This window comes from Micromonospora sp. IBHARD003, assembly GCF_056106285.1.
Genome location: NZ_JBWBBX010000001.1, coordinates 7849740 through 7870151, shown reverse-complemented (window position 1 = coordinate 7870151; position 20412 = coordinate 7849740). Strand labels below are relative to the sequence as shown.

Here is a 20412-nt window from a genome sequence, read left to right as displayed (position 1 = left end):
CATGCGGTACGAAGAACTCTCCGAACTCGGACAGCAGCTGAGGGTCGACGCGGTGCGAGCCGCCGACGCCGCGGGCTCGGGTCATCCCACCTCGTCGATGTCCGCGGCCGATCTCGCCGCCGTCCTCCTCGCCCGTCATCTGCGCTACGACTTCGGCGATCCCGGCCATCCGGCCAACGACCGGCTCATTCTGTCCAAAGGTCACGCTTCACCGCTCCTTTACGCCCTCTACAAGGCCGCCGGAGTCATCGACGACGAGGAGCTGCTGACGTTCCGGCGGCTGGGGAGCCGGCTCGAAGGGCATCCCACACCGCGCCTGCCCTGGGTGGACGTGGCCACGGGCTCGCTCGGCCAGGGACTGCCGGTCGGGGTCGGCGTGGCCCTGTCGGGTCTGCGCCTCGACGAACTCCCGTACCGGGTCTGGGTTCTGTCGGGCGACAGCGAGATGGCGGAGGGATCGGTCTGGGAGGCCGTCGAGCACGCGGCGCACGAACGGCTCGGCAATCTGAAGCTGATCATCGACGTCAACCGGCTCGGGCAGCGCGGGCCGACCCGCCACGGGCACGATCTCGGTGCCTACGCACGCCGGTTGGGAGCCTTCGGCTGGCACACGATCGAAGTGGACGGACACGACGTCGAAGCAGTCGACAAAGCCCTTGTGGAAGCGGTCGGCGTCCATGAACGCCCCGTCGCGATCATCGCCGCGACGCGCAAGGGACGCGGTGTGGCCTCCGTCGAGGACCAGGAGGGCAAGCACGGCAAGCCGCTTCCCGACGCCGACGCGGCGATCGAGGAACTCGGCGGGCCGAGGTTCATCCACGTCGAGCCGGCACCGCCGCCGAAGGTGTCCGGTCGGCCGGCCCGCGACCGTGTTCCGCCGGAACTGCCGCGATTCGAGGTGGGTTCGCAGGAGGCGACCCGCACGGCGTACGGTCGCGCACTGGCGGCACTCGGTTCGGCGCGCGCCGACATCGTCGTGCTCGACGGCGAGGTCAGCGACTCGACGCGGGCGGAGTACTTCAAGAAGGAGCACCCTGAGCGGTTCTTCGAGTGTTACATCGCGGAGCAGCAGCTCCTCGCGGCCGCGGTGGGCATGCAGACGCGCGGCTGGGTGCCGTACGCCTCGAGTTTCGCCGCGTTCCTGACCCGCGCCCACGACTTCGTGCGGATGGCGTCGGTGAGCCGGGCCGGAATCAATGTGGTCGGCTCACACGCAGGGGTCTCGATCGGCCAGGACGGCCCTTCCCAGATGGGACTCGAGGACCTGGCCATGTTCCGTGCCGTGCACGGCTCGACGGTCCTGTACCCGTGTGACGCCAATCAGACGGCCCGTCTGGTGGCGGCCATGGCGGACCTGGAGGGAGTGCGCTATCTGCGGACGACACGCTCCGAGACCCCTGTCGTCTACGGGCCCGACGAGGAGTTCCCGGTCGGGGGCAGCAAGGTGCTGCGCCGCAGCGACGAGGACCGGGTGACGGTCGTGGCCGCGGGCACGACGGTCCACGAGGCCCTGCGTGCCGCCGACGCTCTGACCGCGGAGGGGGTCCAGGTCCGGGTGATCGATCTCTACTCGGTGAAGCCGGTGGACGTGAGGACCCTCGACGAGGCCGCTGAGGCGACGGGGTGCCTCCTCACGGTCGAGGACCACCGCTCCGAGGGAGGAATCGGCGACGCCGTCGCGGAAGCCTTCTCCGACGGGCGGCCGGTGCCGCGGCTGGTGCGCCTCGCCGTGCGGAACATGCCCGCGTCGGCGGCGCCCGAGGAGCAGACACATGTCTCGGGCATCGATGCGGAATCGATCGCCGCCGCGGTGAAACTGCTGGTGGAGGAGGCCGTGGTGCGGTGAGGATCGGATGCGCCCGGTCCCGTTCCGGGTATGCCGTGAGCCATGGTGACGCGTGACGACGGCGGCGGGTCCTGGAAGGGCACCGACCGCAGGAAAGGCTCTGACCGCCGGAAGGGCACCGACCGCAGAACGAGGATGACCGTGCTCGTCGCGCTCGCCGCCAATCTCGTCATCGCGGCGGCCAAAGTGGTGGGCGGACTCGCCGCGGCTTCGCCCGCGCTGCTGTCGGAAGCCGCGCACTCCGTCGCCGACAGCCTGAACGAGGTCTTCCTCCTCACCGCGCTGAGCCGCAGCCGCCGCCCGCCGGACCGCCACCACACCTTCGGCTACGGCAAGGAGCGCTGGTTCTGGTCGTTGCTTGCCGCCGTCGGGATTTTCGTGATGGGCGGCTGCTTCTCGTTCTTCCAGGCCTATGAAGCACTGAGCCACGGCAGCGACAAGGTGTCCGCGGCCCGCTACGCGGCCGGGCTCGCGGTCCTCGCGGTGGCTCTGCTCGCCGAGGGCACTTCGCTGGTACGTGCCCTTCACCAGGTCCGCAGTCGCAAGGACGAGGCGCGCGATCCGGCACTGCGCACGGTCGTCGCGGAGGATGGTGCCGCAGTGGTCGGGGTGCTCCTCGCGATGGCGGGAATGTGCCTGCACCTGGTCACCGATGAGGTGGTGTGGGAGGCGGCGGCCTCCGCGGGGATCGGTCTGCTGCTGGTGTACGTGGCGTACGCGCTCGCCCGTGAGTCCCGCGACAAGTTGATCGGTGCGGCGGTGGACCCCGCACTGCGCGAGGCGATCCGCACCATGCTGGGGGACCAGCCGGAGATCGACAACGTGGCGTCGCTGCTGACGATGCGTCTGGGGCTGGACTCGGCGCTGGTGGCCGCCCGGGTCGATCTGGTCCCCGGGCTGGACAGCGAGCAGATCGAACTCGTTTCCGTGCGGATCAAGCGGGCCGTCGCGGATCGCTGGCCCGAAGCCGACCAGGTCTTCCTCGACATCACGTAGGCGCCCCCGGCACCCGGGCGGTAGCCGGGACGGAACGGGTCGGGCCGTCGCCGGGCAGCGCGCGGCAGACGGCAGAGCGGTCGAGGCGGCGATGACACACCTCGACGCCCTCCTCGTGCTGTGACCAGATAGGTCACCAGGTCCTGCTTCACCGCTGCCGTGCGCGGCAGCGGGAGCGCCGGCCCCGGACAGGACACTAGCGGCCTACGCCCGCCCCCGCGGCGGCCTCGGTGAACTCGGCTGTGAATGCCGAGCAGAACGCCTGGAGGTCACCCGGCCTGCGGCTGGTGATCAGTGTGTTGGGACCCTCCCTGCACACCCTCACCGGCTCGTCGACCCAGATGCCGCCCGCATGGCGGATGTCGGTACACAGGCTCGGCCAGGAGGTGAGGGTCCTGCCGCGGACCACATCGGCCTCGACGAGCATCCAGGGGGCGTGGCAGATCGCGGCGACCGGCTTGCCCTCCTCGAAGAACGCCCGGACGAACGCCACGGCCTTCGCGTCCATGCGCAGCGCGTCGGGATTGGCGACGCCGCCGGGCAGTATCAGGCCGTCGAAGTCCATCGCGGATCCGCCGGGGACCACGAGGTCGACGGGGAACGTGTCGCCCTTGTCGAGATGGTGGAAGGCCTGGACACGGCCCGGTTTCGTGGAGAGCAGCAGGGGCGTGCCCCCGATGCCGGCGACGGCCTGCCAGGGATCTGTGAGCTCGATCTGCTCGACGCCTTCCGGCGCCATGAGGAAGGCGATGTTCATGGTGGCGGCACTCCTCCACACCCGGTCGCGGTGCCGGCCCGAGGGGCGGCCGGAGCGCCTCCTGCGGACGCGGCCTGACAAGGCTCGCACGTACCCGCGTATCGCCTGCTTATGCCGGCACGGATGAAAGCCCTGGTGAACACCGTGGGGAGCCACGGGGGCGCCGGCGGAGGACGCCCGCCACGGGCTGCCGTCGCGCCGACCGCTACGCGGACCAGTGAGCGGGACGGCTCAGCCCCTGCGGGAGCCGTGTCCGTGCATCGCCCTTGGCCTGCCGGAGCTGCGGCTGTGTGAGGAAGAGGCTGCCGCTGAGGTCCGCCCCGCTGAGCTCCGTGTCGCGCAGATCGGCGCCCAGGAGATCGGCGAGCCTCAGATCGGCTCCGCCGAGGTCCGCAGCGATCAGACAGGCGCCGCGCAGATCGGCACCCCGCAGATCCGCGCCGGCGAGCCGCGCTCCGACGAGATCGGCTCCGCGCCGCATCTTCCCGCGTCCCGGCCGGGCCTCCGCACGTGCCAGCGCGCTGGCACGCATCAGCAGATCGCCGGTCTCCGACCGCAGGGCCGGGACGTCGACGCCGAGCAGGGCATCGGCGTCCTGACGGGTCAGTACGTCGATATGGCCGAGGAGGCTGCGGATGCTGCCGTGGAGGGTACGGGCCGCGGGCAGCGACAGCGCCTCCGCCAGATGCCGGAGCAGCTCGTGGAGCTGGCGCATCACCGGGAAGGCGGTGAACATGGCTTGCGCCGAGTCCGGCGCCTCCCGCCAGCTCAGTCCCCCGAAGGTGATCTGGGAGACCTTCTGACCCGCTCCGAAGCAGTCGTAGACGGTGCAGCCGGCGAAGCCTCGCTCCCTGAGCCGGGTGTGGATGCCGCAGCGGTGGTCCTCATCCAGGTGGGCGCACGGCTGTCCGGCGGGCTTGTCGACGGCGAAGTCGGCCGAGGCCGAGAAGGGCAGAGCCGCGCAGCACAGGCCGAAACAGTTCGCGCAGTCGGCCCGCAGCGTCGGGTCCCCGTGCGCGGGGAGCTCCTGGAGGGGGAGCTCGGTCAGGGGATCCTCCTGTACGGGGTGGCGCTGCACGCGGGGCTCTTGCGCGGGGCGCTCCTGCACACGGGGCTCGGTGACAGCGGTCGGGTCGCGGCGGGCCGCCGGGGCTCGGCGTGCGTCCCTGGGCCGCCCTGTGCCCCGGCCGCGGCGTGGGCCCCGGTCGTCTGCTCCCCGGTCCCCGCGTATCTCCGACACGCCGTCGTACCTCGTTCCCTTGTCGTGCCCGTTCGTCCTGCCGGCTGATGGCGCGATCCAGGTCGGTGCCACCCCATCGGAGCAGCTTCGCATCCGCCCGGAGGGCCCCGCCACCTCGTTTGCGGGCCCTCCCCGGGCGATCGCCACCGCCTCGGCCTCGACCGACCTCGCGGAGTGTGCGTCCTGGAGCCGTCGGTGACCACACGCCTATCCGGTTCTGCTGCCTTCTGCTTCTGCCTGTGCGTGTCAGGACCGCGGCCCGCCCGCCCCGTCCGCACTCCTCTGCGGGCTGCCGAGGGTGTCGACGGCCGCGACGATCCGGTCCCAGAACCTCTCATGGTCGAGGGTCGTCGCCACCCGGGCGTTGGCAGGCTGGTCCAGATACCCGTGCAGGTCCACGACGGTCGCCCCGCGTGTGTGCTCACCGCGCAGTTCGACGGCCACGCCGGCCTCGGTGCAGCCGACGATCGCGGGGTCGATGACCCGTGCCACCGCCACGGGATCGTGGACGGGCGGGGCGTCGAAGCCCCACAGCCGGCGATACCGGGAGGCGAAGAACGTCATCAGTTCCACGCAGACGCGGCCGAGTTCGGTACCGAGTCCCTCGAGCCGGGACAGGACGTCGGGCGTGGCCAGGGCCTGGTGGGTGACATTGAGCCCGCACATGGTCACGGGTACGCCGCTGCGGAAGACGATGTCGGCGGCCTCCGGATCGGCATACACGTTGAACTCGGCGGCCGGGGTGCGGTTGCCCCGCTCGGTCGAGCCGCCCATGAGCACGATCTCGCGGATGTGCTCGGCCGCGTCCGGATAGCGGGACAGCAGCAGGGCGACATTGGTCAGCGGCGCCGTCGGGACCAGGGTGACGGGCTCCGGGTGGCGGGTCAGGATGCGGTGCATGAGGTCGACGGCGTGCCCGGGAACGACGTCGACGGTGGGTTCGCCGAAGTGGGGTCCGTCCATCCCGGAGTCACCGTGGACGTCATCCGCCACATGCTGCGGCTCGACGAGGGGTCGCGCACAGCCGGCAGCGATCGGAACGCCGGTGATTCCGGCGGCCGTACAGATCCGGCGGGCGTTCAGTGTGGTCTTCTCGAGCACGTGGTTGCCGGCCACCGTCGTGATGGCCAGCAGGTCGACGGCGGGGTCTCCGGCCGCGAGCAGAATGGCGATCGCGTCGTCGTGCCCGGGGTCGCAGTCGATGATGATCGGGACAGGCACGGTGCTCCTCGGCGTCGGAGACCAGGTCGTGGGAGTGCCTTCCCAGTGTGCCCGCTACAGCGCCCGGAGTCCGTCGATCACCTCGCGGAGAATCCTTTCGTCCGGCAGCTGCGCGGGCGGCACGGGACGCCTCACGGTGACCAAGTGGTCCTCGAGCAGGTCGCCCAGGAGCACACGTACGACTCCGACGGGCAGATCGGCACCGGCGGCGAGCTCGGCGACGGACTGCGTCTCGTGTGCGCAGAGCGTGAGCAGAGCCCTGTGCTCGGGGCCGATGAGGGACTCCTCGGCCCGGCCCAGCGCGCCCGGGGCGAGGTCCACGAGCGCGATGAGGTCGAAGTGTTCGGCACCGGCGCCGGGCTTCGTCCTGCCGCCGGTCATCGCATAGGGACGGACGAGGGGTCCCGCATCCGCGTCGTACCAGCGGCTGCCCTGCCGTTCCGGACCGCCGTCGCCGGACTCGTTCATGGCGGCTCAGCCTCTCCCGGTCAGCCGGCGGCGGGTGGGGTGGCGGACAGCCGGGGTGGGGTGCGCAGATGCTCCCCCACCTGTTTGACGAGACGGGCCATCTCGTACGCGACGAGCCCGATGTCGGCCGTCACCGAGCTGAAGACGGCGAGGCAGGACCCTTCCCCCGCCGCGGCCACGAAGAGGAAGCCCCGGTCGAGTTCGACGAGCGTCTGGCGTACGGAGCCGGCGTGGAAGTGACGGCCCGCTCCTTTGGCCAGACTGTGGAATCCGGAAGCGACGGCGGCGAGGTGCTCGGCGTCCTCGCGGTTGAGGCCGTCCGAGGCGCCGACGGCCAGACCGTCACCGGACAGGACGACCGCGTGCCGGACCCCTCTGACCCGCATCGCCAGATCATCCAGGAGCCAGTCGAGTTCTCCGGAGGCGTGGTGCGGGGCGATTCCCCTGTGGTCGATCATGCGTCGTCTCCTTCGCTGATGCGGGTGTCACTGTGGGTGCCGCGGGCGCTGTTGCGGCTGCTGCGGCTGGGGGGCCGGTTTGCTGTGGCGCCTGGAGCGGAGCCCCCGCCGCGCGTCCAGCCGGCGCGGTAGGCGGCCATACGGTCCCGGGCCTGTTCCGGGGTTCGCTCCGGGGCGTCCGGGGGCGCGCAGTCGTCCCCTGCGGTCGCGTCCGGCCCATGGTCCGCGCGCAGTTGAGGGACCAGATGGGCCTGGCGGACCCGGCGGGGAAGGCCGCCGGGGTCGTCTTCGGAAGGGTTCGCTCCGGCTGCGGCAGGGCACGCCTCGGGCCGAGGGGGCCGAGGCGGCGTCTGGGCCTGTGGCCGCGGCTCCGGGTGGGGCCGGGCCACGTTCTTGGACTCCTGCCCGGGCCGTGCGCGGCTGTGCAGCCGCAGGGCGATGACGCCCGCCGGTGGGGAGGAATCGGCCCCCGCGTCCTCAGCGCTGCGAACTGCCGGGGTCCGACCGGGCTCCCCGTCATGGGCAGCGGAGGATTCCTCCGACGGCGGCATGCCGTCGGCGCCGGCCGCGGCGACGCCGTTCGGCGCGTTGGTGTCCGCTTCGGCCCCGGTGCCGCCGGGTGATTCGCCGGAGTCCGGGCCTGCGTCCTCGAGCAGTGCTGTCGGAAGAAGTACGACGGCGGTGGTGCCCCCGAACGGAGACGTGCGCAGCCGTACCTTGATGTCGTGTCGGGCGGAGAGTCTGCTGACCACGAACAGCCCGAGCCGGTCGCTGTCGAAGAGGTCGAGCGCTTCGGTGTCCTCGATACGGCGGTTGGCCTCGACGAGTGCCTCCTTGCCCATGCCGAGTCCGCGGTCCTCGATCTCGAGGGCATAGCCGTTGCCGACGGGTTCGCCGCTGATGCGGACCTTGGTGTGCGGTGGGGAGAACTGCGTGGCGTTCTCGACGAGTTCGGCGATGAGGTGGGTGAGGTCGGCGACCGCGGTGCCGATGACCGCTGTGTCCGGGTGACCACGCGCCTCCACCCGTGTGTAGTCCTCCACTTCCGATACGGCGGCGCGCACGACGCTGGTCAGCGGGACGGGCGTGCGCCAGGCACGTCCGGGGGCGGCCCCGGAGAGGATGATCAGGCTCTCGGCGTGGCGGCGCATACGCGTGGTGAGATGGTCCAGGCGGAAGAGATCGCTCAGCTCGTCCGGATCCTCGGCGTGCCGTTCCATGCTGTCGAGCAGGGTGAGCTGACGGTGGACCAGGACCTGGCTGCGCCGGGCGAGGTTGACGAAGACGCCGGAGACACCGCGGCTGAGTTCCGCCCGTTCCACGGCTGCGTCGAGCGCGGCGCGGTGAACGGTCGAGAGGGCTTCTCCGACCTCTGCGATCTCGTTCTGCGGCGGCGGTCCCACGGGGGCCTCCGCCCGTACGTCGAGTGCTTCGCCGGAACGCAGTCTGCGCATGGCGCCGGGCAGCTTGTGGTGGGCCAGCTCCAGGGCGGTGTTGCGCAGGCCGACCAGTTCGACGACCAGGGCGCGTCCGATGCGCACCGAGATGACGAGGGAGGCGGCGACCGCGGTGAGGCCGAAGAGCACGGCCGCGCCGGACGCGCTGAGCAGTCCCCGGCCGAAGGGGTCGGTGCGACCGGCCGCAGCGCGGCGGCCGCGCTCCTCGATGTCGAGGAACGCCGTACCCACGGTGCTCCGGGCCGATTCCCAGGCCGCGGTGGACACGGCCTGGGCGGCCCGGCGGTCCGAGGGCGCGGCGAGGATGCTGTCCTCCGCCGATTCGAGTGCGCGGTAGCCGCTTTCGGCGGTGAGGGTGGTCCATGCGGTGTGCCCGGGGGCTCGCAGGTCGTCGGCGGCGGATTCGACGAAGGCGCGGCGGGCTCCGACGGCTCCTGTGAACAGCCGTCTGCGCTCGGCGCTGAACGTACCCGACGTTTGAGCCGCGGCGAGCAGTGCGTCCTCACGGGCGAGCATCTCGCCCGCACGGCCGAACTCGTGGAGCACGCGTGCGCCGGAGCCCGCTGCCGTGTCCTGGCTGCCGGTGAGGGCACCGTGGACGCCGAAAGCGGAAGTGATGGCGGCGGTGTACCGCTCGTAGGTCCGGTCCCAGTGGGCCCTGCGGTCGAGTACGGCGGTGCGCTGGGCGTGCAGCCCTGCCGTGGCGCCGATGAGCAGACGCAGCCGGTCGGCGACGGACGGCGGGAGGTCTCGCGCGTCGGCGACGGTGTGGGTGTCGTCGAGAGCGAGCCCGGCGAGTGCCTCGTCGGTGGCGCCGGACAGGCGCCGGAATTCCCCGGCCTGTCCGGGCGCGGGCGCGGCGATCTGACGGAGTGCCGCCCGGCGTTCGGCCTGCAGTGCGGTCACGGTCGCTGCGACCGGCCGGCGTATGTGCTCTTCGAGGTCCTGGAGCTGGCGGAGCCGGGCGATGTCCTGGGCCGTGGTGACCGTGGCGAGGCCCCAGAGGGCGAGGAGGGAGACGACGGGCACCATCAGGAGCGACACGATCTTGGCACGTACGGTCCGGGGACGCAGCGGCCATCGCGTGCGGGGATCCCGGCCGTCGGGTGGGGTCCCGGCCGGCCGCCGGTCCGGCGCCGCTTCGGGCCCTTCGTCCGCGGGCGGGCCGGCGTGGGCACGCCGACCGCGGACCGGAGGGGCGCCGGCCGCGCCGCCGGCATGGCCGTACGGTCGCGGCGTGCCGGCGCCAGGGGTGGTGCGAGGTGTGCGCATGGCCTCCTCGTTCCGGAGGGGACGGTGGGTGCGGCGGTCGGGTACGGCCGGTCAGCGGGAAGGGGCGGCCTGCTCGGTGGTGCGGCCGGCCGAGGCGTACGCGGCACGTTCGCTCGCCGTCGGTGAGAGGGCCACGAAGGCTGCGGTGAGGAAGAGGTAGGACCCGAGGCCGACGGCGAGGGGGAAGATGAACTGCATCGCCGTGGCTCCCTGCAGTGGTACGTCCCGGGGCTGGACATGGACGCTGACCGCGAGCATGCCGGTGTAGTGCATGCTCGTGACCGCCGCGCCCATGACGAGGGAGGCGGCGGCAACAGCGAGGGACGACGTGATGTTGAGGGCGGCCCAGAGCGCGGCGGTCGCGGCGATCACGGCGATGGCGACGGAGAGCGAGACGAGCAGCGGGTCGTATCGCACGGTGCCGTGCAGACACAGAGCGGCCATCCCCAGGTAGTGCATGCCGGCGATGCCGAGTCCTGTGGTGAGGCCCCCGATCAGCAGGGCACGGAGACGGTCACGGCTGTGGGCGACGGTGAACACGCCGGCCCCGACCACGAACACGGCGACCAGCAGGCTGAGGATGGTCAGCGGCACGTCGTAGCGGATGTCGGTGCCGGTGACGCCGAACCCGAGCATGGCGACGAAGTGCATCGTCCAGATGCCGCTCCCGATGGCGGACGCCGCGGTGAACAACCAGTTGCGCCGGGAGCCTCCGGTCGCTTCCAGCGCCCGCAGGGTGCAGCGCAGACCGAGTGCGGCGCCGAGGCAGGCCATCACGTACGACAGCACCGGCGTCAGCCAGCCGAATGCGGCGTGGTCCAGGTGTCCCATGGCTCAGGGACGCTAGTCCGGACGGGGGCGCGGGACGGTGGCGCATTTCGAAAGCTGCTGGAATATGACAGAGAGGTGTTGCTGAACGATCGTGCCGCTCGAACGATTGCACAGAACGAGTACGCGGAGCGTCGGGTTGAGGGGCAGTCACGGGACAGCGGAACGCCGTAAACGGACCGGGAGCCTCCGGGCATGGTTCGAGGCGCCATCAGATTGCATGGGCGACGTCCGGTATGGGGACGGGCCCAATGCTCCGGGGGCGGCCGTGAGGGCGGTCCCGGCGCGTTCGCTGACTCTGCCCAGCTCGCCGAGCTCCGAGCCCGCGTCGGGACAGCCGCAGGAGCCATCACGGCTGCGGTGGTCGGCCGGGGGACCGCTCGTCGCCCGGGCCGTTGTCCGAGCCGGGTGACCCTGGGGGGGCTGGGAGGTCGCAAGCGGCGGTCGGCGTGTCGCGACCGGCGCTGCGGGTCGGCCGATCAGGGTCCTGTATGCCGCTGCCGCGTGATCCTGTCGGGTGGCGGGTTACCCATGCTCTGAGCAGGGATCGATGGGAGAGTGGTGCATGCTGCCTCGGAAGCGTAGAGGGGAGCTCGGGGCCCGGGCCGGGATCGCGGCGCGCAGAGCGCACAGGGCCGCGGACGCACGACTGCCCGTCAGCGAACTGGCCGCGCAGTTGTTGCGCAAGGCCTTTCCCGATCATTGGTCCTTCCTTCTCGGTGAGATCGCCCTCTACTCCTTCGTGGTCCTTCTCCTCACCGGTGTGTATCTCACCCTGTTCTTCGACCCGAGCATGATGGAGAGCGTCTACACCGGCCCCTATGTGCCCCTTCAGGGCCGGCTCATGACGCAGGCGTACGCCACCACGCTGCACATCAGCTTCGATGTGCGGGGAGGTCTGCTGATCCGTCAGATCCATCACTGGGCCGCGCTGGTGTTCGTGGCCGCGATCGCGGTCCATATGTTGCGGATCTTCTTCACCGGCGCGTTCCGCAGGCCGCGCGAGGCCAACTGGCTCGTGGGCGTGACACTGTTCATGATTGCGCTCATCGAAGGCTTCGCGGGGTACTCGCTGCCCGACGATCTCCTGTCCGGGACCGGCTTGAGGACGGCGGCCACGATTGTGGGATCGGTCCCTGTCGTCGGCACTTATCTGGAGTTCTTCGTCTTCGGCGGCCAGTTCCCCGGCACTGCCGTCATCCCACGGCTGTACGTCCTTCACATCCTGCTCCTGCCCGGTCTGCTCCTGGCGCTGGTCGGCGTTCACCTCATCCTGATCGTCTATCTGAAGCACACTCATTGGGCCGCCCCGGGACGGACGAACAAGAACGCCGTCGGTTCGCCCGCGTTCCCGCAGTTCTCCGCCAAGACCACTGGCTTCTTTTTCGTGATCTTCGGCGTGCTGGCCTTGCTGGGGGGACTCGCGCAGATCAATCCCGTATGGCATTACGGGCCGTATCGCGCCGACCAGGTCTCCGTCGGCGCCCAGCCGGACTGGTATGTCGGCTTCCTGGAGGGCGCGCTGCGTCTGATGCCGCCGTGGGAGACCAACGTCGCCGGTCACACCGTCATGTGGAACGTGTTTGTTCCGGCGGTCGTGCTGCCCGGCGTCGTCTTCATGGTGCTGTTCCTGTATCCGTTCTTCGAGAAGTGGGTGACAGGCGACCGCGGGGAGCACCACTTGTGCGACCGGCCGCGCAACCGTCCCACCCGCACGGCTCTGGGTGTGGCGGCCGTCGTCATCTACGCCGTGCTCCTGGTCGCCGCGGGCAACGACATCATCGCGTTCTCTTTCCGGATCTCGGTCGAGACCATGACCTGGCTCCTCAGGATCGCGTTGGTCGTCGCCCCGGTCCTGGCTTTCGCGATCACCAAGCGACTCTGCCTGGCCCTTCAGATGCGTGACCACCGGCGCCTGACGGAGGGTGACGAGACCGGTCAGGTGAGCCAGTCGCCCTATGGAGGTCTTTCGGAAAGCCACCGCCCTGTGACGCCGGCTGCCCGCTACCGCATCCTGATGCGCGACGTCCCCGAGCCGCTGGAGCGTGATGCGAAGACCCCGGCGTCGCGTCGTCGCCGCCTACGGACGGCGGTGAGCGGCTGGTACTACGAGGACCTCGTGGAGCTGCCCACGACGGAGGAACAGCGGGCGGTGATCGCGGACCGGACGGCTCCGCCGGAGCCGGTTGCCGAGCGCCGCGAGTGACGACCCTGGCCTCAGGGCTGTGGGCGGGCGTACTGGAAGATCATCCCGAGCACCGCGCCGAGCAGGACCGCCATGCCGATCAGGAAGAGCCACAGACCGAACACGACGCCGAGGGCAGCGAGGGCCACTCCCGCAGCCGTCAACAGGGGCCAGACGCTGTGGGGGGAGAAGAAGTCCACTGGGCCGGACCGCTCGCTGATGTCGCCGTCCCTGCGGTCCTCGGGGCGTAGTCCCTTGCGGCGGTAGTTGGTGGCGAAGAAGAACGTGATGAGCAACGCCATGAGTTGGGAGACGGTAAGAACCGCAGTACCGGCGGGGTCGCGGGACCATACGGCGTAGAGGACGTCGGTCACGAGGAAGAACCCCGCCACTCCGGCGAAGACGATGGCCTCGGTCTTCATTCGCTGATCTCTCCTGGAGTGTCCGTGGAGGGTGTCGACACTTCGCGCGACTGCCGGCTCTCCAGTGCCTCTGGATGGTTGAGGTCGAAAGCCGGTGAGTCGGAGCGCACACGGGGGATCGCCCGGAAGTTGTGCCGCGGTGGCGGACACGAGGTGGCCCATTCCAAGGAGCGGCCGTAGCCCCAGGGGTCCTCCACCTCGACCTTCGGCGCGTAACGGGCGGTGCGCCATACGTTGTACAGAAACGGCAGTGTCGACAGGCCCAGCAGGAACGAGCCGATGGTGGAGATCGTGTTGAGGAGGGTGAAGCCGTCTGCCGCGAGGTAGTTGGCGTAGCGCCGCGGCATTCCACTCTCCCCCAGCCAGTGTTGGACCAGGAAGGTCATCTGGAAGCCGGTGAAAAGGGTCCAGAACTGGATGCGTCCGAGGCGTTCGTCGAGCATGCGTCCGGTCCATTTGGGCCACCAGAAGTAGAACCCGCCGAACATCGCGAAGACGACCGTTCCGAAGAGTACGTAGTGCAGGTGGGCGACGATGAAGTACGAGTCGGTGAGGTGGAAGTCCAGCGGGGGCGAAGCGATCAGTACACCGCTGAGGCCGCCCAGGAGGAAGGTGACCAGGAAGCCGATGGCCCAGAGCATGGGTGTTTCGAAGGAGAGGCTTCCGTTGTGCATGGTGCCGATCCAGTTGAAGAACTTGACTCCCGTGGGCACGGCGATGATGAACGACATGGCGGAGAAGAACGGCAGCAGAACGGCTCCCGTGGCGAACATGTGGTGGGCCCAGACAACCGCCGACAACATGGTGATGGAGATGGTGGCCAGGACCATGCCGAGGTAGCCGAACATGGGTTTCCGGCTGAACACGGGCAGGATCTCGCTGATGACTCCGAAGAACGGCAACGCGACGATGTAGACCTCGGGATGGCCGAAGAACCAGAAAAGGTGCTGCCACAGCAGCGCACCGCCGTTGGCCGAGTCGTAGATGTGTGCTCCGAACTTCCGGTCGGCTTCGAGGGCGAGCAGTGCCGCGGCCAGCACCGGGAACGCGAGCAGCGCGAGGATCGAAGTGAACAGGATGTTCCAGGTGAAGATCGGCATCCGGAACATCGTCATTCCCGGCACGCGCAGACAGACGATCGTGGCGATGAAGTTGACGGAGCCAAGGGTCGTGCTGATCCCGGACAGCACCAGGCCCATGGTCCACAGGTCCCCGCCCGCTCCGGGGGAGAAGACTGCGCTGTTCAGCGGGGCGTAGGCGAACCAGCCGAAGTGCGCCGCGCCACCGGGAACGAGGAAGCCGGACACCACGATGAGGCCGCCGAAGAGAAACAGCCAGTAGGTAAGTGCGTTGAGGCGGGGAAAGGCGACATCGGGCGCGCCGATCTGCAGGGGCATGATGGCGTTCGCGAAACCGGCGAACATCGGAGTGGCGAACAGCAGCATCATGATGGTGCCGTGGATGGTGAAGAGCTGGTTGTACTGCTCGGCACTGACCACCTGGAGCCCGGGCCGGGCCAGCTCCGCCCGCATGACCATGGCCATCAGACCGGCCAGCAGGAAGAACCCGAATGCGGTGACCATGTAGAGATTGCCGATGACCTTGTGGTCCGTCGTGGTGAGCCACCCCATGAGCCTGACGCCGGCACTGACGCGCCTATTGGCCACCGGCTCGGCAGAAGCGGCTTCCTGCAGGTCCTGCGCCATCGATTCTCCGTCCTCACGGCTGGAACCGATGGTGGATCCTTCCGGCGGACCCGCCTCATCCGACTGGCGGGAAGACGGCGAAGTTCACCATTTCACCGGCACTGGTTCCAAGAACCGTGACTCTCGTCGCCTCGCGATCCATGACAGGCACGCCCTGGGAACCGGCAACCGAAGATGGGCGGCGATGAGAGCGGAGTGGATGTCTCGGGTGCCGGTCGAGACGCACAGGGTGTAGGTGACATCGTCCATCCGCCGCCGTACTTCGGGACTTCCCTCCCCCGCGTGGAGGATCCGCAGGGTGTCGTACTGCTCTATGAGGTTCTGCAGAACGGCCGGGTGCGCCATCAACATCCGTGTTCTCCTTCCACCTCGTGATCCGCCGGCCGTCACCCTGCCCGTGCGCAGCTCTCTGTGAGGCGGCCCGCGACGCTGGAGAGGTGGGTGGTGAGTCGGCCGGGGGGCCACCTACCTGGCTCGTCCGCGGCCGGTGAGCAGGTCGCAGGCACGGTCGACCATTCCGGTCCCGGGCGCGAGGAGCTTGTTCGCCGGCGGCGTGCTGGGTGCTGCGGGGTGGGGCCTGGTGGGCGCCGTCTTCTTCGCCTTCCGGATCTTTTCGCCCAGCTCATCGAGGTCCTCATGGGAGCAGGCACCGACGAGCATCGGGAAGAGCCTGCTCTCCTCATCGGCGATGTGCTCGGTCACCGCATTCCTCAGCAGCTGGATGAGGGTGTCGAAGCGGCTGTCGTCCGCGTCACAGCCTTCGAGGTCCTTGAGCATGCGCTCGACCTCGCTGTGATCAGCGAGTTGTGGCGGATATGTCGACGTCGCCGCACAGCGGTCACGAACGGAGCCGTCGTGAATGGCGTCGATCCGGCCGGGCAACCGATGGGTGAAGGCCGGCGGCACCCCCTCGTGCCTGACGCCAGGGCGTGGTGATTCGGCGCTCGGTACTCGTTGGGAGGCAGTCATGGCCACGTCAGCAGAGCGGCCTCGATCCCTCACGCAAAGTTGTCGGTGGTCGATTTCGGGTGACCATCAGGACGGTTGCATGCAGGATGCCTTCACGGGTTCGGCGGAGGAGCCACGCCCCTCCGCGAAGGACCCGCACGACGATCACGAGCGATTCCGGACGATGGGGAATTTCCGGACGATGGGACGGCCGAGGACGTTTGGCGGCCCCCGCTCGAGGTAGTCGCATGACGTAGCCGGAGGATCGTCGAACGCTCAAGGGGCTGATTCACGTGGCTGCGCAGGGAAAGAAGATTCGCGGCAAGGCCGAGGAGACCGTCGGCAAGGCCAAGCAGAAGGCCGGAGAAGTGACGGGCAACGAGGAATTGAGCGCGAAGGGCACCGCCGACCGTTTGGCGGGCAAGACCAAGCAGAAGACCGCCGAGGCGGAACAGACCATCCGCGGTACGGCGGAAGAAGTGAAGGGCAAAGCCCGCAAGCACATCTAGTGCTGTGGCCGGATAGGTTGCCGGGAAGCTCGCGGCGTCCGGTGCTTCGACAACTCCCCCAGCGGTAGCTGGGGGGAGCGCCGTGCAGGGCCCCGCGAGCCGGTGAACTACCGGTGGCGCCAGAGGGGCTCATACCGGCACGGAGCCCGGGACGGCGTGGTCCAGCCGTCCCGGGCTCCGCTGACCAACGGCTGTGCCGACGAGATCACCGCTCCGGCCTTCGAAGCACACCGGAACCTCATCAACGACTGAATGGTCCAGCGGCGGTGCCGGCCGCGGCCGGTTGAGGCTGCCATTGCCAGGGGCTCCGATCCTTGTCGGCGGTGGCGGGGAGACGTGCCCGCAGGCCCCGGGTCGCAGCGAACGCGTGCGGCCACCGGAGCCGGTGCCCGCACGCGGGGGCGACCGGCGCGGTTCTGTGCGGGATCATGTCCGCATGGCCGACGACCACACACACGTCCGGGAGTTCTTCGGCGCCCGAGCGGCGCGCTGGGACACGCGATTCCCCGATGACGGCCCCGCCTTCGCCCTCGGTGTCGCGGCGCTCGGGCTGCGCCCGGGTGACGCCGTGCTGGACGCGGGCTGCGGCACCGGGCGTGCCCTGCCTCTGCTGCGGGAGGCCGTCGGGCCCGGCGGCACGGTCGTCGGTGCGGATCTCACTCGAGAGATGCTGACCGCTGCGGCAGACGCGGGCCGGAACCGGTCCGGGGCTCTGCTGCTCGCCGACGTGGCACGGCTGCCCTTGCGCACGGAGTCACTCGACGCGGTGTTCGCGTCCGGGCTCATCGCCCATCTGGCCCGGCCCGGCGACGACCTGCGGGAGCTGGCGCGGGTGGTGCGCCCCGGTGGGCGGCTGGCGCTGTTCCATCCCATCGGGCGGGCCGCCCTGGCGGCACGCCAGGGCCGGCAGCTCACCGACGACGATCTGCGGGCCGAGCCCAACCTCCGCCGGACCCTGGCCGGCTCGGGCTGGCGGCTGCTCTCCTGTCTCGACGAGGACGCGCGGTACCTGGCGCTCGCCCTGCGCGAGGACTGAGGCGTACCCCCAGCCGTAGGTCCCGCGCACCCCGTGCCGCCGTCGCTTTTCCGCGCGGTGTTGCCCGGGCCTTTCGCGAAGCGACCCGTGTCACGTGGCTCGGGCTCCCGATCCGGGAAGGCTTGTCGCATCGGTGTACGCCGAATGGGTGAACGAGTCGGGAAGGGGGCCGGGGTGTTCGGCACAGTGGTCGGAAAGATACGCAGTCTCCTCAGGGGCGCACGGGGCGATCGGCACGGAACGACGGTGGCGGCTCCGGCCGCCAGGAGGCGCCAGCACAACCTCTTCGAGGCGGCGGCGACGTATGTGTCCGCGTGCGCCGAAGACGATCAGCAGGGGATCGACGAGGCCTCGAGCTGGGTGTCGCCCGAGGCTCTGTCCTTCGGGGTGAACGAGCTGGCGTGCCGGGCCGTCATCGCGCTCGCCCGCGAGCGGGACGAGTCGCCGCAGTCCGTGGCCCGCAGTCTGCTCGGGCTGCCCGCGGCCTGAAGCACGCCCGGAGACGGGGACACCGCCGGCAGGGCCGGGGCAGGCACGGAGGGGCCGGTACGGCAGGGACGGGCGGAGGGCGGACGAGCTGGGGTGACCGGGCAGGCGGACGGGAAGCGGCCCTGGTCACATTCCCTGCCGTAGCCCCTCGACGGAGGGGCCGCACCGTGGTTAGGGTTCGCCGACGAACGATGTGATAAGGGAGGGTGCTGTGGCCGGGACGGATGAGATCACCGACGACGACACGCTCTTTGTGCTGACCGCCTTGCTGCTCACGCCCGCACAGTTCCCGAGTGTGCTAGGCGACGACTTCCCGGCGGCCTGCGCCGCTCTGGGGCTGGAACCGTACGCCGGCGGATTCGGGCTCGTCTTCGGCCAGGACGCCGAGGGTGCCCGCTGGACGGTCGTGGTCGACGACGTCTCGCTGGTGGCGGTGGCGATCGCGTCCTGGGACTGCGGCATGGACTACGACCTGTCGCCCAGCGACCGCACGGTCGTCACGGTCCTCCCCGGCTGGCCGCTGGCCGTCGCCACCGTCGCGCCTGGCGTGCCCGCTCCGCACGACCCGGACGAGGAGGATGCCGGCCGGCCCGCCCTCACCCCGCCCGACACGGCTGTCTGGGGTCCCGCACAGCGCCGGATGGGCGCGGACGAGATCGCCCTGCAGTGGGCGACGTGGCGACAGCAGGTGGCCGACCGGGTGACGTTCGTCCAGCCCGACGCCCCGGAGGAGGACGGCGAGGCGGACGGCGGCGAGGCCAAGGGGCCGACACACACGGGCATCCGCCGGGTGCTGAAGGAACTGCACGGCTACGTGGACGAGGCTCCGCCGCCCGGGCGCGTACGGTCCAGCTTCGCCCCGGACGGTGCCCGTATGATCCGCGCGGACGGGCCCGGCTGGTCCGTGGTCGCCCGCACGGACGACATCGCCTTCGTACTCCTCGACGACGAGCCCGGCGAGGTGCTGCCGGTGGGGCGCGGGCCGGAACTGCCCGGGCTGCTGGACGCCCTGGACAAGATGGCCGTACGCCCCTCCTGACCTTACGGCGGGACGTACGACGATCCCTTCCGAGGCTGCGACGCTCATGCCGCCGGGCCGGGCCCCGGTCCCGGCGGTGTTCAGCGGCCGATCTGCTTGCGGTTGATCCGCCGGAGCCGGCGGCGCTGCGAAGGGTCGAGCGCGAAGTAGGCCACGGCGGGCACTCCGACGATCACCAGCAGCGACATCCAGAAGCCGATCAGCGGGATGAGGAGCAGCCCCACGGCCACTCCCCCGATGGCGATCTTCGTACCTGTGGACATGTCATGGCCTCCTTATGCAGCCCCGAGGCCGCACCTGTGGTGAGAACGCCCCCCGTACCCTCTCCGGTTCCCCGGCGCGAGCCGTTTCCCCTCAGCGGCCCGGGGTTCCCGCCTCCTGGGCCCGCAGGGCTCCCCCGACGTGGTGCATATGGCCGAGGGCCTGCCGGTACGAGTCGAACAGTCCCGTCTGCGCGTAGGGCATGCCGAGGCTGCGGCAGTGGGCCTGGACCAGGGGCTGGACGAGCCTCAGATGGGGCCGGGGCATGCTCGGGAAGAGATGGTGCTCGATCTGGTAGTTGAGCCCGCCGAGGAACCAGTCGGTGAGGGCGCCGCCCCGTATGTTGCGGGAGGTCAGGACCTGGCGCTGCAGATGGCCCCAATCGCTCCCGGTCTTCTCGTCGGGCATTTCCATGCCCTTGTGGTTCGGCGCGAAGGCCATGCCCAGGTGGAGGCCCAGCAGCATCTGGTGGGCGAGTGCGAACGCGAGGGCCTGGAGCGGGGTGAGAGCGGTCAGCAGCAGGGTGACGTATCCGGCGACGTGGGCCAGGAGGAGACCGCCCTCGACCGCACGTTCCCTGGGGGAGAGCCGCCGTGCCTGCGGGCGCCGTCCGAAGACGTGGCGGAAGCCGTAGATCTTGAGAGCCAGGCCTTCAAGGGTGGTCAGGGGGAAGAACAGCCAGGCCTGGTGGCGGGTGAGCCAGCCGCGCAGTCCCGTGCGTCCCGCGGCGTGCTCCTCGCTGAAGACGAGGACGTCGGGGGCGACATCGGGGTCCTTCTCCAGATGGTTGGGGTGGGCGTGGTGGCGGTTGTGCTTGTCGTTCCACCAGTCCTGGCTCATCCCGAGCAGCAGATTCCCGTGCACGAGCTGGAGGACGCGGCCGACGCGCCGGTCGCCGGATATCTGTGCGTGGCCCGCGTCATGGGCGATGAAGGCCGCGCGCGCGGAGAACAGGGCCAGCGGTACGGCCAGCAGGAGCGCCCACCAGGACGGACCCATGAGTACGACGGCGCTGACGACGGCGGCCAGAGCCAGCCCGTTCACGGCGATGGTGCGTGCGTACCAGCCGGTGCGGCGCTCGAGCAGGCCCCGCTGTTTGACGGTCCGCAGGAGCGGCGTGAAGTCACTGCCCGGCGCCTTGGCGGAACGTGCGCCCGGAGGTGGGGCCGGCACGACGGCGTGGGCGGTGGCGGTGGCCTGGGGCATCTCGGTCTCCGGTCTGTCGGCCGTCGCACCGGCCGGCGCGCGCGACTACGGAACTGCTCTGACCTGGA

General features: G+C 70.2%; 20 protein-coding genes. 7 read left to right on the top strand and 13 right to left on the bottom strand.

Annotated features, from left to right (window positions below; translation table 11 throughout):
* Window position 1 precedes the first annotated feature (1 nt).
* A complete protein-coding gene (locus ACTWOL_RS34255) occupies window positions 2-1846 on the top strand; it encodes a transketolase (protein ID WP_474300778.1) in 1845 nt (614 codons plus the stop codon).
* A 42-nt stretch (window positions 1847-1888) separates the two neighbouring features.
* Window positions 1889-2842 (top strand): cation diffusion facilitator family transporter, encoded by a 954-nt coding sequence (locus ACTWOL_RS34250; RefSeq protein ID WP_474300777.1) that lies wholly within the window; start codon window positions 1889-1891, stop codon window positions 2840-2842.
* A 196-nt stretch (window positions 2843-3038) separates the two neighbouring features.
* Here ACTWOL_RS34250 and ACTWOL_RS34245 read toward each other — a convergent pair whose 3' ends face one another.
* The 7 genes from ACTWOL_RS34245 to ACTWOL_RS34215 all read right to left on the bottom strand — a co-directional run bounded on the left by ACTWOL_RS34245 (window position 3039) and on the right by ACTWOL_RS34215 (window position 10546).
* On the bottom strand, window positions 3039-3599 hold the full coding sequence (locus ACTWOL_RS34245) for a type 1 glutamine amidotransferase domain-containing protein (protein ID WP_474300776.1): 561 nt from the start codon (window positions 3597-3599) through the stop codon (window positions 3039-3041).
* Window positions 3600-3804: 205 nt separating this feature from the next.
* The gene (locus ACTWOL_RS34240) at window positions 3805-4647 is read right to left on the bottom strand and encodes a pentapeptide repeat-containing protein (protein WP_474301315.1); all 843 of its coding nucleotides are present in this window, start codon (window positions 4645-4647) and stop codon (window positions 3805-3807) included.
* A gap of 438 nt (window positions 4648-5085) precedes the next feature.
* Window positions 5086-6060 (bottom strand): nucleoside hydrolase, encoded by a 975-nt coding sequence (locus ACTWOL_RS34235; protein ID WP_474300775.1) that lies wholly within the window; start codon window positions 6058-6060, stop codon window positions 5086-5088.
* A gap of 54 nt (window positions 6061-6114) precedes the next feature.
* A complete protein-coding gene (locus tag ACTWOL_RS34230; RefSeq protein WP_474300774.1) occupies window positions 6115-6528 on the bottom strand; it encodes a DUF742 domain-containing protein in 414 nt (137 codons plus the stop codon).
* Window positions 6529-6548: 20 nt separating this feature from the next.
* Window positions 6549-6986 carry a roadblock/LC7 domain-containing protein gene (locus ACTWOL_RS34225; protein WP_474300773.1) on the bottom strand — a complete coding sequence of 146 codons (438 nt, stop codon included), beginning with the start codon at window positions 6984-6986 and terminating at the stop codon, window positions 6549-6551.
* On the bottom strand, window positions 6983-9487 hold the full coding sequence (locus ACTWOL_RS34220) for a sensor histidine kinase (RefSeq protein WP_474300772.1): 2505 nt from the start codon (window positions 9485-9487) through the stop codon (window positions 6983-6985). Before ACTWOL_RS34220 ends, ACTWOL_RS34225 begins: the two co-directional genes overlap by 4 nt.
* Window positions 9488-9766: 279 nt before the next feature.
* Window positions 9767-10546 carry an MHYT domain-containing protein gene (locus ACTWOL_RS34215; protein ID WP_474300771.1) on the bottom strand — a complete coding sequence of 260 codons (780 nt, stop codon included), beginning with the start codon at window positions 10544-10546 and terminating at the stop codon, window positions 9767-9769.
* A gap of 562 nt (window positions 10547-11108) precedes the next feature.
* On the opposite strand from ACTWOL_RS34215, the gene qcrB reads away from it, so the two are divergent.
* Window positions 11109-12749 carry a cytochrome bc1 complex cytochrome b subunit gene (gene qcrB / locus ACTWOL_RS34210; RefSeq protein ID WP_474300770.1) on the top strand — a complete coding sequence of 547 codons (1641 nt, stop codon included), beginning with the start codon at window positions 11109-11111 and terminating at the stop codon, window positions 12747-12749.
* A gap of 11 nt (window positions 12750-12760) precedes the next feature.
* Here qcrB and ctaF read toward each other — a convergent pair whose 3' ends face one another.
* The 4 genes from ctaF to ACTWOL_RS34190 form a co-directional block, all read right to left on the bottom strand.
* Window positions 12761-13150 carry an aa3-type cytochrome oxidase subunit IV gene (ctaF, locus tag ACTWOL_RS34205; protein ID WP_474300769.1) on the bottom strand — a complete coding sequence of 130 codons (390 nt, stop codon included), beginning with the start codon at window positions 13148-13150 and terminating at the stop codon, window positions 12761-12763.
* A complete protein-coding gene (gene ctaD / locus ACTWOL_RS34200; RefSeq protein WP_474300768.1) occupies window positions 13147-14856 on the bottom strand; it encodes an aa3-type cytochrome oxidase subunit I in 1710 nt (569 codons plus the stop codon). The genes ctaF and ctaD overlap by 4 nt, the downstream gene beginning before the upstream one ends.
* 84 nt (window positions 14857-14940) lie before the next feature.
* Window positions 14941-15201 (bottom strand): DUF5133 domain-containing protein, encoded by a 261-nt coding sequence (locus ACTWOL_RS34195; RefSeq protein ID WP_474301314.1) that lies wholly within the window; start codon window positions 15199-15201, stop codon window positions 14941-14943.
* 120 nt (window positions 15202-15321) lie between these two features.
* Window positions 15322-15825 carry a hemerythrin domain-containing protein gene (locus ACTWOL_RS34190; protein WP_474300767.1) on the bottom strand — a complete coding sequence of 168 codons (504 nt, stop codon included), beginning with the start codon at window positions 15823-15825 and terminating at the stop codon, window positions 15322-15324.
* Window positions 15826-16097: 272 nt separating this feature from the next.
* Here ACTWOL_RS34190 and ACTWOL_RS34185 point away from each other — a divergent pair, with 272 nt between their 5' ends.
* The 4 genes from ACTWOL_RS34185 (at window position 16098) to ACTWOL_RS34170 (ending at window position 18877) form a co-directional block, all read left to right on the top strand.
* Entirely contained in the window at window positions 16098-16313 is a 216-nt protein-coding gene (locus tag ACTWOL_RS34185; protein WP_474300766.1) for a CsbD family protein, read from the top strand.
* A 436-nt stretch (window positions 16314-16749) separates the two neighbouring features.
* The gene (locus ACTWOL_RS34180) at window positions 16750-17349 is read left to right on the top strand and encodes a class I SAM-dependent methyltransferase (protein WP_474300765.1); all 600 of its coding nucleotides are present in this window, start codon (window positions 16750-16752) and stop codon (window positions 17347-17349) included.
* Window positions 17350-17595: 246 nt separating this feature from the next.
* Complete coding sequence (locus ACTWOL_RS34175; RefSeq protein WP_474300764.1) at window positions 17596-17838, top strand: hypothetical protein; 243 nt, start codon at window positions 17596-17598, stop codon at window positions 17836-17838.
* 211 nt (window positions 17839-18049) lie between these two features.
* Window positions 18050-18877: a hypothetical protein gene (locus ACTWOL_RS34170; RefSeq protein WP_474300763.1), complete on the top strand. Its 828-nt coding sequence runs from the start codon at window positions 18050-18052 to the stop codon at window positions 18875-18877.
* A gap of 80 nt (window positions 18878-18957) precedes the next feature.
* Here ACTWOL_RS34170 and ACTWOL_RS34165 read toward each other — a convergent pair whose 3' ends face one another.
* The gene (locus ACTWOL_RS34165; protein WP_474300762.1) at window positions 18958-19140 is read right to left on the bottom strand and encodes a hypothetical protein; all 183 of its coding nucleotides are present in this window, start codon (window positions 19138-19140) and stop codon (window positions 18958-18960) included.
* Window positions 19141-19231: 91 nt separating this feature from the next.
* Complete coding sequence (locus tag ACTWOL_RS34160) at window positions 19232-20344, bottom strand: acyl-CoA desaturase (RefSeq protein ID WP_474300761.1); 1113 nt, start codon at window positions 20342-20344, stop codon at window positions 19232-19234.
* Between the last annotated feature and the right edge of the window lie 68 nt (window positions 20345-20412).

What these genes read in the sequence shown, in the direction of transcription:
- ACTWOL_RS34180 (WP_474300765.1), top strand. Translation starts at nt 16,750, where the DNA reads ATGGCCGACGACCACACACACGTCCGGGAGTTCTTCGGCGCCCGAGCG.
- ACTWOL_RS34230 (WP_474300774.1), bottom strand. Translation starts at nt 6,528, where the DNA reads ATGAACGAGTCCGGCGACGGCGGTCCGGAACGGCAGGGCAGCCGCTGG.
- ctaD (WP_474300768.1), bottom strand. Translation starts at nt 14,856, where the DNA reads ATGGCGCAGGACCTGCAGGAAGCCGCTTCTGCCGAGCCGGTGGCCAAT.
- ACTWOL_RS34190 (WP_474300767.1), bottom strand. Translation starts at nt 15,825, where the DNA reads ATGACTGCCTCCCAACGAGTACCGAGCGCCGAATCACCACGCCCTGGC.
- ACTWOL_RS34255 (WP_474300778.1), top strand. Translation starts at nt 2, where the DNA reads ATGCGGTACGAAGAACTCTCCGAACTCGGACAGCAGCTGAGGGTCGAC.
- qcrB (WP_474300770.1), top strand. Translation starts at nt 11,109, where the DNA reads ATGCTGCCTCGGAAGCGTAGAGGGGAGCTCGGGGCCCGGGCCGGGATC.
- ACTWOL_RS34160 (WP_474300761.1), bottom strand. Translation starts at nt 20,344, where the DNA reads ATGCCCCAGGCCACCGCCACCGCCCACGCCGTCGTGCCGGCCCCACCT.
- ACTWOL_RS34165 (WP_474300762.1), bottom strand. Translation starts at nt 19,140, where the DNA reads ATGTCCACAGGTACGAAGATCGCCATCGGGGGAGTGGCCGTGGGGCTG.
- ACTWOL_RS34215 (WP_474300771.1), bottom strand. Translation starts at nt 10,546, where the DNA reads ATGGGACACCTGGACCACGCCGCATTCGGCTGGCTGACGCCGGTGCTG.
- ctaF (WP_474300769.1), bottom strand. Translation starts at nt 13,150, where the DNA reads ATGAAGACCGAGGCCATCGTCTTCGCCGGAGTGGCGGGGTTCTTCCTC.
- ACTWOL_RS34225 (WP_474300773.1), bottom strand. Translation starts at nt 6,986, where the DNA reads ATGATCGACCACAGGGGAATCGCCCCGCACCACGCCTCCGGAGAACTC.
- ACTWOL_RS34195 (WP_474301314.1), bottom strand. Translation starts at nt 15,201, where the DNA reads ATGGCGCACCCGGCCGTTCTGCAGAACCTCATAGAGCAGTACGACACC.
- ACTWOL_RS34245 (WP_474300776.1), bottom strand. Translation starts at nt 3,599, where the DNA reads ATGAACATCGCCTTCCTCATGGCGCCGGAAGGCGTCGAGCAGATCGAG.
- ACTWOL_RS34250 (WP_474300777.1), top strand. Translation starts at nt 1,889, where the DNA reads ATGGTGACGCGTGACGACGGCGGCGGGTCCTGGAAGGGCACCGACCGC.